The organism is Corynebacterium lizhenjunii (assembly GCF_011038655.2).
In the GTDB taxonomy this organism is placed as follows: domain Bacteria; phylum Actinomycetota; class Actinomycetes; order Mycobacteriales; family Mycobacteriaceae; genus Corynebacterium; species Corynebacterium lizhenjunii.
This window is the reverse complement of the sequence record NZ_CP064954.1, coordinates 881,091-894,303: the sequence shown is the minus strand read 5'-3', so window position 1 is coordinate 894,303 and position 13,213 is coordinate 881,091. Positions and strand designations below refer to the sequence as shown.

The 13,213-nt window shown below is 60.8% G+C and carries 10 protein-coding genes; 3 read left to right on the top strand and 7 right to left on the bottom strand.

Going from position 1 to position 13,213, the window contains the following annotated elements; genetic code table 11:
* Nucleotides 1-10: 10 nt before the first annotated feature.
* The 3 genes from nrfD to fdnG are packed head-to-tail and all read right to left on the bottom strand — an operon-like array spanning nt 11 to nt 5,448.
* A complete protein-coding gene (gene nrfD, locus G7Y31_RS04200; RefSeq protein WP_165007627.1) occupies nt 11-1,081 on the bottom strand; it encodes an NrfD/PsrC family molybdoenzyme membrane anchor subunit in 1,071 nt (356 codons plus the stop codon).
* Nucleotides 1,082-2,179, bottom strand: a complete 1,098-nt coding sequence (locus tag G7Y31_RS04195; protein WP_165007630.1) for a 4Fe-4S dicluster domain-containing protein — start codon at nt 2,177-2,179, stop codon at nt 1,082-1,084.
* Nucleotides 2,179-5,448: a formate dehydrogenase-N subunit alpha gene (fdnG, locus tag G7Y31_RS04190; RefSeq protein WP_244977436.1), complete on the bottom strand. Its 3,270-nt coding sequence runs from the start codon at nt 5,446-5,448 to the stop codon at nt 2,179-2,181. The genes G7Y31_RS04195 and fdnG overlap by 1 nt, the downstream gene beginning before the upstream one ends.
* Before the next feature lie 303 nt (nt 5,449-5,751).
* Here fdnG and G7Y31_RS04180 point away from each other — a divergent pair, with 303 nt between their 5' ends.
* Nucleotides 5,752-7,083, top strand: coding sequence for a dicarboxylate/amino acid:cation symporter (locus G7Y31_RS04180; protein WP_165007641.1), 1,332 nt, complete (start codon nt 5,752-5,754; stop codon nt 7,081-7,083).
* Here the strand turns inward: G7Y31_RS04180 and pcp are convergent.
* The 3 genes from pcp to ychF all read right to left on the bottom strand — a co-directional run bounded on the left by pcp (nt 7,080) and on the right by ychF (nt 9,917).
* Nucleotides 7,080-7,703 carry a pyroglutamyl-peptidase I gene (pcp, locus tag G7Y31_RS04175; protein ID WP_165007644.1) on the bottom strand — a complete coding sequence of 208 codons (624 nt, stop codon included), beginning with the start codon at nt 7,701-7,703 and terminating at the stop codon, nt 7,080-7,082. The two genes, G7Y31_RS04180 and pcp, sit on opposite strands and share 4 nt — an antisense overlap.
* Nucleotides 7,704-7,712: 9 nt before the next feature.
* Nucleotides 7,713-8,642, bottom strand: a complete 930-nt coding sequence (locus G7Y31_RS04170) for a cation diffusion facilitator family transporter (protein ID WP_244977435.1) — start codon at nt 8,640-8,642, stop codon at nt 7,713-7,715.
* A gap of 189 nt (nt 8,643-8,831) precedes the next feature.
* A complete protein-coding gene (gene ychF, locus G7Y31_RS04165; protein ID WP_165007647.1) occupies nt 8,832-9,917 on the bottom strand; it encodes a redox-regulated ATPase YchF in 1,086 nt (361 codons plus the stop codon).
* 47 nt (nt 9,918-9,964) lie between these two features.
* Here ychF and G7Y31_RS04160 point away from each other — a divergent pair, with 47 nt between their 5' ends.
* Both G7Y31_RS04160 and G7Y31_RS04155 read left to right on the top strand, forming a co-directional pair.
* Entirely contained in the window at nt 9,965-11,407 is a 1,443-nt protein-coding gene (locus G7Y31_RS04160; protein WP_425321654.1) for an AI-2E family transporter, read from the top strand.
* A 166-nt stretch (nt 11,408-11,573) separates the two neighbouring features.
* Nucleotides 11,574-12,164 carry a DUF6542 domain-containing protein gene (locus tag G7Y31_RS04155; protein ID WP_165007650.1) on the top strand — a complete coding sequence of 197 codons (591 nt, stop codon included), beginning with the start codon at nt 11,574-11,576 and terminating at the stop codon, nt 12,162-12,164.
* A gap of 63 nt (nt 12,165-12,227) precedes the next feature.
* Here G7Y31_RS04155 and G7Y31_RS04150 read toward each other — a convergent pair whose 3' ends face one another.
* Nucleotides 12,228-13,184 carry a 4-hydroxy-3-methylbut-2-enyl diphosphate reductase gene (locus G7Y31_RS04150; RefSeq protein WP_165007653.1) on the bottom strand — a complete coding sequence of 319 codons (957 nt, stop codon included), beginning with the start codon at nt 13,182-13,184 and terminating at the stop codon, nt 12,228-12,230.
* Nucleotides 13,185-13,213: the final 29 nt, after the last annotated feature.

Here is a 13,213-nt window from a genome sequence, read left to right as displayed (position 1 = left end):
GCCCGCTAGTTTAGCTTGTGCTAATGACGTCGCCTTCTAGCCCTTGGGACTGCCGGCGTTCCTTCGCGCGGCGCGACTGCGGGCCAATGACCGCCTGGGGGTCTTGCGCGGATGCCAGGCCGGCTTCCAAGATGCCAAAGCGCGTGCAACAAGATCCTGCCGCCAGGGCCACTCCTGCCAGCACAGACACAGCCTTGGACTTCGTGACCGCGGCTGCAACCGTGCCCACGCCGCCCACGGCCACCAAGACCTCAGCCGCCTTCATCAACTTGGTGCGGTGCAGGTGGCGCACAGTCTCTGGCTGCATAGTCTCTTCCATCTTGCGCGTGGCGGCGAGGTCTGCGGCTGCGCCCACCATGGCCACGGTACGCGCGGGAGCGGCGTTTGCCACCGGGGTGGTCACCATAGCCACGCCCGAAGAGGCTAGCGCTGCCGAGGAGACAAAGACATACGGCAAATGGCCGCGAGTATCCGACCACACAGGGTTGGACGTATCGCCCAACAGCACCGCGGTATAGGCGGCCAAAGGACCGCCGAGGACCCCGGCGATAATGCCCGCGGCATTAGCCAACGGCAGCGGCTTCCGTGCCAGTTCGCTTAGCGCTGGCAGCGAGGATGCCGCGCCGAAGCTGGCCAGGATCCAGGAGCCCACGGACATGGGCGAACTCAGCTTGAACACGCGGAACATGTTCAGCAGGCGCTCCGGGCGGCCCAGGTCGAGCACCAGCATGGCTGAACCGGCTCCGGCTGCGCCAAAGGCCGTCAGTCGGGTGGCGGTGCGCAGCGGTGCATTGCCCGTTGCTTGTGCACCAGCGGCCAGCAGCGCACTGCCGCCGGCCACGCCGCCTAAGAACAGATAGGCGCCAATCGGCCATTCCCACGGCGGGGCCTTGACCACGGGCTTGCCGTAGTAATCGGAGAACTCAAAGTCTTCCGCTACCCGGACTTCCTTGCTGCCGTCCTGGCCACCGGCGCCGATGCTCCTGTTGTGACCGCCTTTGCGACCATCTTGGCGGCCGCCTTTGCGCCCCCGCTTGCGGGGTTCCTGGGGCGGGCGATATTCGTCAAACTCATTCGGCATTTAGTGTCCTCCCAGCGCAAACGAGGCCGCCACCACGGCGGTGAATCCAGCCACAGCCTTGCAGGCAGTCTTAAACATCTTGGGCAAGTCCTCCGTGGGCACCCGCGGGTCTGGCGGCAGACCATAGACCTCGGGGGCATCGAGCAGAAGGAAGATGGAGCCGGTGCCGCCGACGCCGTCTGCAGGGTTAGCACCGTAGAGCCGGGCTTCGCTGAGCCCTTGCTCATGTAGTTGGGCCACGCGCGCCTTTGCCTCAGCCAACATCGCCTCGTATGTCCCAAATTTAATAGACGTGGTGGGACACGTCTTGGCGCACGCCGGTTGCTCCCCGCCTTTGAGGCGGTCGTAACACATGGTGCACTTCTGCGCCACGCCCAAGTTCTTAATGGGCATGGCCTTACCCGGGGTGTGATCGGGCCCCTGTGGGCGCAGCTGCTTGAGCTTAGCCAGGACATTGACCCCGGCATGGGAATTATCCTGGTGCTCCACGGTGGCGGTTTTATCCGTCTTGAGGCTCACGCCGCCATCGTCGCGCCGCTCGATCACCCCAAAGGGGCAACCTGCCACGCATGTGCCGCAGCCATTGCAGACGTCATCTTGGACCACCACGGTGCCGTACTCCGTGCGAAAGAGCGCACCCGTCGGGCACACGTCCAAGCACCCCGCGTTAGTGCAATGCTTGCATACATCAGAAGACATCAGCCAGCGGAAGTCATCGGTGTCCGGAATGGTGGGCGCGCCATCGCCGGGCGTCTCATCGCCTGGCTTCCCAACGCTGGGTGCCCACACCCCGGGCGCCCCTACGCTAGGCAGGCCCAGGGCCACCAGCTGGCGGCCTTCCTCGCGCGCTTGGGTTATCCGCTGCTCATTTTGCTCCACGAATGCCACATGCCGCCAGGTGTTTGCGCCCAGGGACCCGGTGTTGTCATAGGAGTTACCAGTAACGCCATATCCCTCTACGGGGTTGCGGTTCCATTCCTTACACGCCACCTCACAGGCCTTGCAGCCGATACAGATGGACGTATCCGTGAAGAAGGCCATGCGCTGGAAAGAGTCATAGCCTGCGGCGTGACCGGCCTCGACTAAGCGGTTTGCCATTACTGGTCCTCCTTTTCCAGCTCCGAGTGGGTGGCCGTTTCCGGCTCAGGGTGCGTGGTCTGTTCCGGCTCGGGGTTGATGGTGAAGGAGTCCTCCACATCCACCAAGTTATTTCCAGACTCCACAGTCAGGCCCGCGCGCTGTTGGTATTCCTTGACCAAATCCACGCGCGCCTGTCCCCGCGGGCGGCGCCCCGGGATGATGTCACACGCGGAGACCTTGGAGTTTTGAATGAACACATTCGGCTCCAGGGTCAGCCCCAGCAGGTCATTAGCGCCATCACCTGTAACCGCCGTGGTATCGGAGTCGCCGTAGTGGAACGGCAACCCGATCTGGTGGTAGTCCTGGCCGTTGATGCTAAACATCGGCATGCGCTCAGTCACCAGGACCTGGGCCTCGATGGCTCCGCGGGGAGAGATGATGGTGGCCCATTGGCCGTTTTCCAAGCCGCGCAGCTTAGCCAGCTGTGGGGAGACCTCACAGAACAAGCCCGGCTGCAGCTCCGCCAAAAATGGCAGGCGCCGCGACATTGCGCCAGAGGTGTACATCTCCGTCAAGCGGTAGGTGGTGAACATGAACGGATACACGTCCGCGCCCGGCTCCCCCGGCTGCGGCCGAGAAAGGTTATCGGGGCGCTTGATGGTCAGGCGCGTGGGCGACTGCTGCTGCTTGTAGACCGCATTAGGCACCGGGGACTCATGCGGCTCATAGTGCGCCGGCAGTGGCCCGTCGGAAATACCCTTCGGCGCAAACAGCCAACCCAGGCCGTCGGACTGCATGATGAAGGGGTCATCACCATTCAAAGCTGCAGGGCCCACGGCATCGGCAGGCGCGCGGTAGCTGGGGTCCTTGGTCACCGGGAAGTCCGGGACATCGTCGCCGGTCCAGCGGCCAGACTCCGCGTCCCACCAGACATACTTCTTGCGCTCGGACCACGGGGTGCCATCCGGGCGTGCCGATGCCCGGTTGTAGAGCAGCCGCCGGTTCGCAGGCCAGACCCAGCCCCAATCCGGAGCCACCTCATTTTGCTGGGAACCGGGCACCTTCTTGGCGGCATGGTTAATGCCGTCCTTAAATACGCCGGTATAAATCCAGCAGCCACCTGCGGTAGAGCCGTCGGCCTTCATCTCCGTAAACGCGGGCAACAGCTCGCCCTCGTGGGGACCTTCCAGGTAGTAGCCGTTGATCTCCTTGAGGATCTCCTCATTATCCGGCTCACCCTCGGCATCCACCTTGTAGTCCCAGGTAACCTGCTGTACCGGCAGATCCCGCGGATCCGTCGAGTCCGCCAGGCGCTGCCTAATCTTGCGCCCCAAGTGGTAGAAGAACCAGGACTCACTGGTGGCATCTCCCGGCGGAGTCACCGCCTGATAACGCCACTGCAGCATACGCTGCGTCTGAGTAAAGGTTCCAGCCTTTTCCACGTGGGTGGCCGCTGGCATCAAGAAAACCTCGGTGCCAATTTCTTCCGTCTTGAGTTCGCCGCTGCGCACCTCCGGGGAGTCGTACCAGAAGGAAGCCGTCTCAATCTCCTGGAAGTCGCGCACCACCAACCACTTGAGGTTGGCTAGGCCCCGGCGTTGCATGGAACCGTTGGACTGGGCCACCGCAGGGTTTTGCCCGAAGACAATGTAGCCCTCCACCTCGTGGTCCAGCATGCCCATGAGGGTCTCATAGGTCGAGTGCGCGCCACTGATGCGCGGCATCAGGTCCAGGCCCCAGTTATTCTCCTCCGTGGCGGCGTCGCCCCAATAGGACTTCATCAAACTCACCGCGTAGTTCTCCCCTATCTGCCAGAAACCCTTTTGGTCTTCACTGCGGAAGCTATCCAGGTATTGCTGCCAGTTCTGCGCCTGCACGTGCGGCATGGGCAGATACCCCGGCAGCGAGTTAAACAGGGTGGGGATGTCGGTGGAGCCCTGGATGGAGGCGTGTCCGCGCAGGGCCATAATGCCCGAGCCCGGGCGACCCACGTTGCCCATCAGCAATTGCAAGATGGCCAGGGTGCGGATGAATTGCACGCCCATCGTGTGCTGGGTAAAGCCCAAAGCATAGGCAAAACACGTGGTGCGATCCGGCTTGGAGTTATCCGCAATCGAGTTCGCCAGGTAGTAGAAGTCCTCCTGGGAAATACCACAAACGTCCTGCACCATCTCCGGTGTATAGCGCGAATAGTGGCGCTTGAGAATCTGGAACACGCAGTTCGGATGCTGCAGAGTCTCATCCTTTTCCACGTTCCAGGAAGAACCCTCCTCCTTGGAAACGTAGCTCCACGAATCCGTGACGTACTTGCCCGTCTCCGGGTCGTAGCCAGAAAACAGCCCATCTAGATCCTCGGTGTCCTGGAAATCAGGAGAGATAATGGCCGAGGCATTGGTATAGGCCACCACGTAGTCATGGAAGTACAAGTCATTATCAATGAAGTACTTGATCAGCGCACCAAAGAGCACAATGTCACTTCCAGCACGGATCCCGATGTGACGGTTCGCCGACGCCGAGGTACGGGTGTAGCGCGGATCAACATGGATCACGCGAGCCCCGCGCTTTTTGGCCTCAATCACCCACTGGAAACCCACCGGGTGGCATTCAGCCATGTTGGACCCTTGAATGACAATGCAGTCCGCATTTGCCATGTCCTGCAGCGGTTGGGTCGCTCCGCCGCGGCCAAACGAGGTTCCTAAACTAGGAACGGTGGCAGAGTGTCATATGCGCGCCTGATTTTCGATCTGTATCGCCCCTGTGGCGGTAAACAGCTTCTTAATCAGGTAGTTTTCCTCGTTATCCAGGGTCGCACCGCCCAGCCCGGCCACACCCATGGTGCGGCGCAGCGGACGGCCTTGCTCATCAACGTCCTGCCACTTATTCTTGCGGGATTCCACAAAGCGGTCCGCAATCATATCCATGGCGGTCTCGGTATCCAGCTCCTGCCACTCGGTGGCATAGGGCGCGCGGTACTTAATCTTGGTCAGGCGGGTTGCGGAGTTGACCAACTGTTCAGACGCCGCACCCTTGGGGCACAGGCGCCCGCGCGAGATCGGTGAATCTGGGTCGCCTTCAATCTGAATGACCTGGTTATCTTTGACGTACACGCGCTGCGAGCAGCCAACAGCACAATACGGGCACACCGATTGCACCACGCGGTCTGCTTCAACCAGGCGACCGTCAAGCTCACGGCTCTTTTTCGACTGGGTGTTGACATCCCGCGCAAACGGGTCACTGCCGCGGAGCTGCCGTACCACCGGCCAGTTGAGCGGACTGAATCTAGACATGTGTCCAACCTAGCGGGTTACACCCCCAATTCCCAGGAAGGATTGCCTTACTTTACCCGCCCTTAAGCTTGCCGATGCCTCCCCACCCTCCCGCTTTCTTATGCGCGCCGCTTCTCTGCCGATCCACCAACGTCGGGAATACGGTCAAGCGGTAGGGTGTTGATTGTCGGAGTGAACCGCTTTATTCACACCTTCCGTACCGATCGGTCTATTATTGTCGGTCTGCTGGTGGCGCTCGGCCCCCTTGGCCCTGCCCCACGCATGGACTCTCTCAAATACAGAACCTCCAGTTAAGGACTTTCTATGAATAACTCTTCCCGCCTGCCCCGGTGGGCCACGGGCTTTGGCGCGCAGGTCATCGCCGGCCTCATCATCGGGCTTATCCTGGGCTTTATTGCCGCCAACCTGGATGCCTCCCAGCCTGATGCTGACAACGGCAGCTGGCTAACCCAGCTGCTTGGCGGTGTAGGCAGCGCCTATGTGCAATTGCTCAAGGTCATGGTCCCACCGCTCATCTTCGCCGCGGTAGTCACCTCGGTAGCTAATTTGCGCAAGGTGGCCAACGCCGCCTCCCTGGCAATTTCTACCCTGGTGTGGTTTGCCATAACGGCATTCTTCTCCGTCATCGTCGGCATCCTAGTTGCCCTGGTGATGCGCCCCGGCGTGGGCACTACTGTCGATGCCTCCACCGCCGCTGATCCGTCTCGCGTCGGCTCCTGGACCGCATTCTTACAACAACTGGTGCCGGCAAACTTCCTGGGGCTAAATGCCAACTTGGGCTCTGATTCAGTCTCCTTAAGCTTTGGTGCCCTCCAGCTGCTGGTCATCTCCCTGGCCCTGGGCATTGCCGCAGTCAAGGCCGGCGAGGCCGCAGACCCCTTCTTGCGCTTTACGGAGTCCTTCCTCAAGGTCATCCAGGTAGTCCTGTGGTGGATTATTCGCCTCGCCCCCGTTGGCACCGCAGCACTAATCGGTACAGCCGTAGCCACCTACGGTTGGGACGCACTGAGCTCCTTGGGCAAGTTTGTCCTGGCCATGTACATAGGCTTGGCCCTGGTCATCCTAGTGGTCTACCCCGGCGTGCTGGCCTTCAACCGTATCCCGGTGCTGGGCTTCTACAAGCGCATTTGGCCAGTGACCTCCCTGGGATTTGTCACCCGCTCCTCCATGGGCGTGATGCCGGTAACCCAGCGCTTTACCGAGCGCGCCATGGGTGTGCCCCGCGAATACGCCTCCTTTGCCATCCCCCTGGGAGCAACCACCAAGATGGACGGCTGCGCCTCGGTCTACCCCGCCATCGCCGCGATCTTCATTGCCCAGTTCTACGGCATTGACCTGAGCCTGACGCAGTACCTGCTTATCATCTTCGTCTCCGTGATCGGCTCTGCCGCTACTGCGGGTACCACCGGCGCTACCGTCATGCTCACCTTGACGCTGTCTACCCTGGGCTTGCCGCTAGCTGGCGTAGGCTTGCTCCTGGCCGTCGAGCCGATAATTGACATGGGGCGTACCGCCGTTAACGTTACCGGCCAAGCCCTGGCTGCCACCGTGGTGGCCAAGCGCGCTGGCCTGCAGGACCAGCAGGTGTGGGATGACGCTGAGCAGGGTGTGGCAGAGCTTGTCGATGCCCGCTAGTGCAGCGCCCCAGCCCCCTGTGCGGGTGCCTGCCTGCCCTGGACCAACGCTTCCAGGGCGGCACTAATGCCCCGAGTCATATCCGCCACGCTCATCGCGGGCTGGGCTACATCTACCACCTGCTCCAAGCAGTAGGGCACGTGGATAAAACCCGCCGGAACATCCAGGTGGTGCAATACCCAGTACATCAGGTGGTTACATACGAAGGTTCCCGCAGTATTTGATACCTCCGCGGGTACCCCGGCCTCCCGCATGGCCGCGACCATTGCTTTTATCGGCAGGGTAGAAAAATAGGCCGCCGGGCCATCTGCCACAATCGGGCGATCACTGGGGGTATCGCCAGCATTATCAGCAATGGGGGCATCGGCAACATTAATGGCCACCCGTTCTGGGCAGACCTGGGGCCGGCCACCCGCCTGGCCGAGGCAGACCACGGCATCGGCAGACTCGCGCTGGGCCGCCTGCACCACAGCCGGACCTGCCGTGGCAAACACAGTGGGCACCACTACCGTATGAATGTTGGCACCGGCAATAGTTGACGGCAAGGACTCCAAAATCTGCTGGGAGGGGTTGATTTTCTGCCCACCAAAGGGCTCAAAGGCCGTGACCAACAGATTCATACATCCTCCTTAAAAAGGCCCGCGCAGGCGCCGGTGTGGCACGCCCGCAGGCTCAACATGAATAAAGACCTCCGCACCAGGGAAGAGGCCATCAATGCGTTCTTCGACCATATCGGCATGTTCATGGGAGGCCTGCACCGACCACTGCGGAGGCACATCCATAATTAGGTACACAAAGCGCTGGCGGCCAGAGGCCATGGTGCGCCGCTGGGTAAACTCCACCGGGGCTTGCGCCGCAATGTGGTCCAATAACTCATCAAGGGCCTGGTTTTCTTCCGGGGGCAGGGCCTCTGAGAGCAAGCTGCGCACCGAGGCCCGGGACAGCCGGTAGCCGGTCCAAATGATATTAATGCCCACAGCCAGGGCAATAACCGGGTCCAGCCATACCCAACCCGTAGCCCACACCGCCGCTACACCCAGTACCACCCCGGCAGAAGTCCACACGTCTGTGAGCAAATGATGGCCATCGGCATTTAACGTGGCAGAGCGGTACCGCTTGCCGGCGCGCAACAATACCAAGCCCACCACCAAGTTAAGCACCGAAGCGGCCACGGACAGCACCAGACCCATCCCGGGGGCTTCCAGCGGCTGGGGGTGCAACAGGCGATCCAAACCGGTATAGATAATGGCACCGGCGGCCAAAAAGATCAGTGCGCCTTCGAGCAGGGCGGAGACATATTCGGCATGACCGTGCCCAAAGTGATGGTCCTCATCTGCCGGTTTGGCAGCCACCCGCAGGGCAATAAACCCGGCAACAGCGGCAACTAAATTGACCAGGGATTCGAGGGCATCGGAAAGAAAGCCCACCGAGCCCGTAACCCAGGCTGCGGCCATCTTCACTGCGATGGTAACCACGGCAGCAGCGATGGAAAGCTGCATAAACCGCTCCAGCACTATTTGTTCTGAGCGGTCGATCCCCGGGGCGACGGCGGCGGGCATGGGTATCCTTCCTGGAGGTCAACAGCCTAGACAGTTAAGGCTTGCCTTATTTCGGGTAAGCATTTCACCACTTACGCACCGCCGTGTCAAGGTCTGCACACCCAAATAGGGGCCTCATATAGGGGTGGCAAAGATATAGGGGTGGCACAGCGCCCGGGCGGCCTTAACCGCCAACAGGCTACGGCGGCTCTAGCCGCCAATCTTGAAGTCGCAGACGTCGCCGTCGCACATGATGTAGTCCTTGCCCTCTTGGCGCACCTTACCTTCGGTACGTGCCTGCGCCATCGAGCCGGCCGCGTCCAAGTCCTCGAAGGACACAATCTCCGCCTTGATGAACTTCTTCTCAAAGTCCGTGTGGATAACACCCGCGGCCTGCGGAGCGGCCGAGCCCTGCTTGATGGTCCAGGCGCGGGCCTCCTTCGGGCCCGCCGTCAGGTAGGTCTGCAGTCCCAGGGTGGCAAATCCGGCCCGGGCCAAGGTGGCCAGCCCCGGCTCGGTCTGACCTACCGCTTCGAGCAATTCCATGGCTTCTTCTTCATCCAGCTCCAGCAGCTCAGTCTCCGTCTGGGCATCCAAGAAGACGCACTCTGCAGGGGCAACGAGTTCTGCCAACTCCTGCCTGCGGGCGGAATCGGCAAGCACGGCCTCATCGGAGTTGAAGACATAAAGGAAAGGCTTGGCCGTCATCAGGTGCAGCTCACGGACCAAAGCCAGGTCAATCTCCCCGTTCTTCGCGGCAGCAAAGAGAGTACGGTCATCTTCTAGAATCTCCTGGGCCTGCTTGGTGGCGGCCACAGTCTCTGCCAGGTCCTTGTTCTTGCGGGCTTCCTTTTCCAACCGCGGCAGGGCCTTTTCAATGGTCTGCAGGTCAGCGAGGATAAGCTCGGTATTAATCACGGAAATATCGTGGGCCGGATCCACCTTGCCGTCGACGTGAATCACGTTCTCATCTGCAAAGGCGCGCACCACCTGGCAGATGGCGTCCGCTTCCCGGATATTAGCCAAGAAGGCATTGCCCATACCCTCACCCTTGGAAGCGCCCTCCACAATTCCGGCAATATCCACAAAGGACACGGTGGCTGGCAAAATGCGCTCGGAGCCGAAGATTTCTGCCAGACGGTTGAGGCGGGCATCGGCCAGCTCGACCAAGCCCACATTGGGCTCAATGGTGGCGAAGGGGTAGTTCGCAGCCAAAATGTCGGAACGGGTTAGGGCGTTAAACAGCGTGGACTTGCCCACATTGGGCAGGCCGACGATTCCAAGTGTAAGACTCACGGGCCCAATCCTAACGCACTGCCAAAGTTTTCAGGCAAGATAGTCTCGTGAGTTCTGACCAACCATCCCAGGCCCCTAACGTCCGGCTTTCCGCAAAGCTCGACGGCTCAGTTGATCCTGAGCTGCTCGCCTCCATTTCCCCGCACCCACCCGGGGACCAGGTAGACCGTTCGGTGGTGGTGGCAGACATGGTCAAGGCTGCATCCCTATGGGCGCTGCGGCTGTTTATCATTGGTGCATTCCTCTATGCCCTATCGCAGATGCTGGGCAGCTTCTGGCGCGGCATTCTCCCGGTGCTCCTGGCGCTCATCGTCTGTACAGTCTTGGCGCCGCTGGCCAGTAAGCTACGCCGGGCAGGCCTGCCTTCTGCGGTTGCCGCCATCTTGTGCATCCTGCTCTTCTTTGGCATATTCGGCGGCCTCTTTGCCTTCATTGCCCCGGACTTTGTCCGCCAATCACACACGCTGTATTTGCAAACAGTGGAGGGCATCCAGCGCCTGCAGCTGTGGGTCCAAGGACCACCACTAAACATTGATAGCGAAGACCTGGGCAATTATGTTGATGAGGCCGCCCGGTGGATCCAAAACCAAGCCGGCGCTATTGCCGGCGGCGTCTTCTCCGGCATTGGTTTGGCCACCTCCGTGCTGGTCACGCTATTTATCGTGTTGGTGTTAACCTTCTTCTTCCTCAAGGACGGCCATAAGTTCTTGGGCTGGCTGCGCGGCACCACCGGCCGCTTGGCTGGCTGGCACCTCACCGAGGTACTGACGCGTTCCTGGAATACCCTGGGCGGGTTTGTGCGCGCCCAGGCAATGGTTTCTGCAATCGATGCCGTCTTTATTGGCGCAGGGTTGGTCATCCTGCAGGTGCCGATGGCGCTGGCGCTGGCCATTATCACCTTCATCGCCGGGTTTATCCCCTTCGTGGGCGCCATTGTTGCCGGGGCACTTTCGGTGATTATCACCTTGATCTCCCTGGGCTTTACCAAAGCGATCATTGTGCTGATTTTGGTCCTGGTGGTCCAGCAATTAGAGGGCAACGTGCTCAGCCCTTGGCTGCAGTCCAAGGCTATGGACTTGCACCCGGTGGTGGTGTTGATTTCGGTGACCATTGGCTCTGCGCTGTTTAACCTGATTGGCTCTTTCCTGGCGGTTCCGGTGGTGGCCACGCTTGCGGTGATGTGGCGCTACCTGCAGGATATTTTGCAGCTGCAGTCCGGGGAGAAAAAGGCCGAGGATCTGGAGTTTGCCACGGTGGCTGGCTACCTCATTGGCACCTATACGGAAGAAGAAGGCCGGGTGCAGCGTGCTGCCAGGGCTCAGTCTGCCGATTCCCCCTCCACTCCCCCAGCCACTGCCCCTCTGGGTTCCTTGGAGGACGTAGTGGATATGGACGCCTCCCTCCAACCTTCCCGGGTGCGCTCCCACAGCCGCACCAAGGATGTCTTCGACCGGATTTCTACGAAGGTGTTCGACACGTTGCGCAAGTAATGGCCGGGGTTGTGCAAGGAGTGTTAGCGAGCATGTGGCGGCTTGCGGCTAGCCTTTGCCCGCCGGCGGTGAGGTCACGGTAAGATAACTTTTTGTGTCTCATGCCATGTCCAAAGCCCCAGCACCCCGCCGCTCCAGCAGATCGGGCTCCACGCTGCGCGCTGGCATGAAGACGGCTTCCGCCTGCGGGTTGCATGCGTTCTTCCTCAGCCTGGGCCTGGTTATCGCCCTGTTTAGCCAGCACATGTCCTGGGGCTTCGTTATCTGTTTTGCGTTAGGCGCCCTAGGGGCGACGTTTCTGGTCAATCTGCGTGGACTCTTCCTCACCGTGGCTTCGATCCCGCCCCTCTTCGCGGTCTTTGTCCTCTTCGGCGGGTGGGCCCTCATCGCCAGCGGTGCTGTGGGGGGCAGCATGTGGTCATTAACCACCCTGGCCGCCTCGGCCTATCCCCTGGCGGAACTGTTTCCACCACTGTTGATAGTCACTTTGGCCTGCGCGCTCTTAGCCGTCGTGCGCCTGTGGCACGCCAATAAGGTGACCCAGAACTTGCGTGAGCGTGAAACCGCCACCCGGCGCGCCACCGCTGTGGCAGAGCGCCGCAACAGAGATTCCGCGTCCAAGGCGCGCCGCCTGACCGTGGCGGAGTTAAGCGCACGCAACCGTGAAGAGTTGAGCGCACGCAAGCGTGGGGAGCGGGCGGCATCGGCCAAGCCAGCCCGCCGCAGGTTGGATGAGGACCTCTACGGCGGGCACTAACGTCGGCTACTTGCTGCAAGCAGGGCTACTTGGTGCGAGCAAGGATATTTGCTGTATGCGAGGCTACTTAGTGCGAGCCGGGCGCAGGTCGCGCGGCAAGGAGAAGGTAATGGTCTCCGTGGAGGTGGTCACCTGCTCCACATTGCTATAACCGCGCTGATCCAAAAACTCCAACACCTCGCGCACCAGCAGCTCGGGCACGGATGCGCCACAGGTTACTCCTACGGTGCGCACGCCGTCTAGCCAGGACTCGTCAATCTCGCGGGCGAAGTCCACCAGGTGGGCGTCTTTAGAGCCTGCGTCGAGGGCCACCTCCACCAGACGGACGGAGTTGGAGGAGTTCTTGGAACCCACCACAATCATTAGATCACACTTGGGTGCGATGGCCTTGACGGATTCTTGGCGGTTCTGGGTGGCGTAACAAATATCGTCTGAAGGGGGGTTCTCCAAGTGCGGGAAGCGCTTGCGCAGCTCATTGACAATCACCACGGTCTCATCCACAGACAAGGTGGTTTGGGACAGCCAAATCAGCTTCTCATTCTGCAAAAATTCCGGCAGCTTGGCCACCCCTTCTACCCCATCAACCAGGTGAGTGACCTCCGGAGCCTCGCCCGCGGTGCCTTCTACTTCTTCGTGGCCTTCGTGTCCTACCAGCAAGATGTGGTAGCCATCGCGGTGGAAGCGGCGGGCCTCGTTGTGCACCTTGGTGACCAATGGGCAGGTGGCATCCAGCGTGAGCTGCTTGCGTTCTTCGGCCTCCTCGCGCACGGCGGGAGAAATACCGTGGGCAGAAAAGACCAGGTGCGCGCCTTCGGGGGCTTCGGAGGCCTCGTCGACAAAGATGACGCCGCGCTCAGCGAGGGATTCCACCACGTAGCGATTATGCACAATCTGCTTGCGCACATAGATGGGGGCTCCGTACTTCTCCAGGGCCTTTTCTACTGTTTCTACTGCACGGTCTACGCCGGCGCAGTAGCCGCGGGGGGCTGCGAGGAGAACATTCTTGCCTGCATCAGTCATGTCCCCCAGAGTACCGAGTTAAAGCAGTA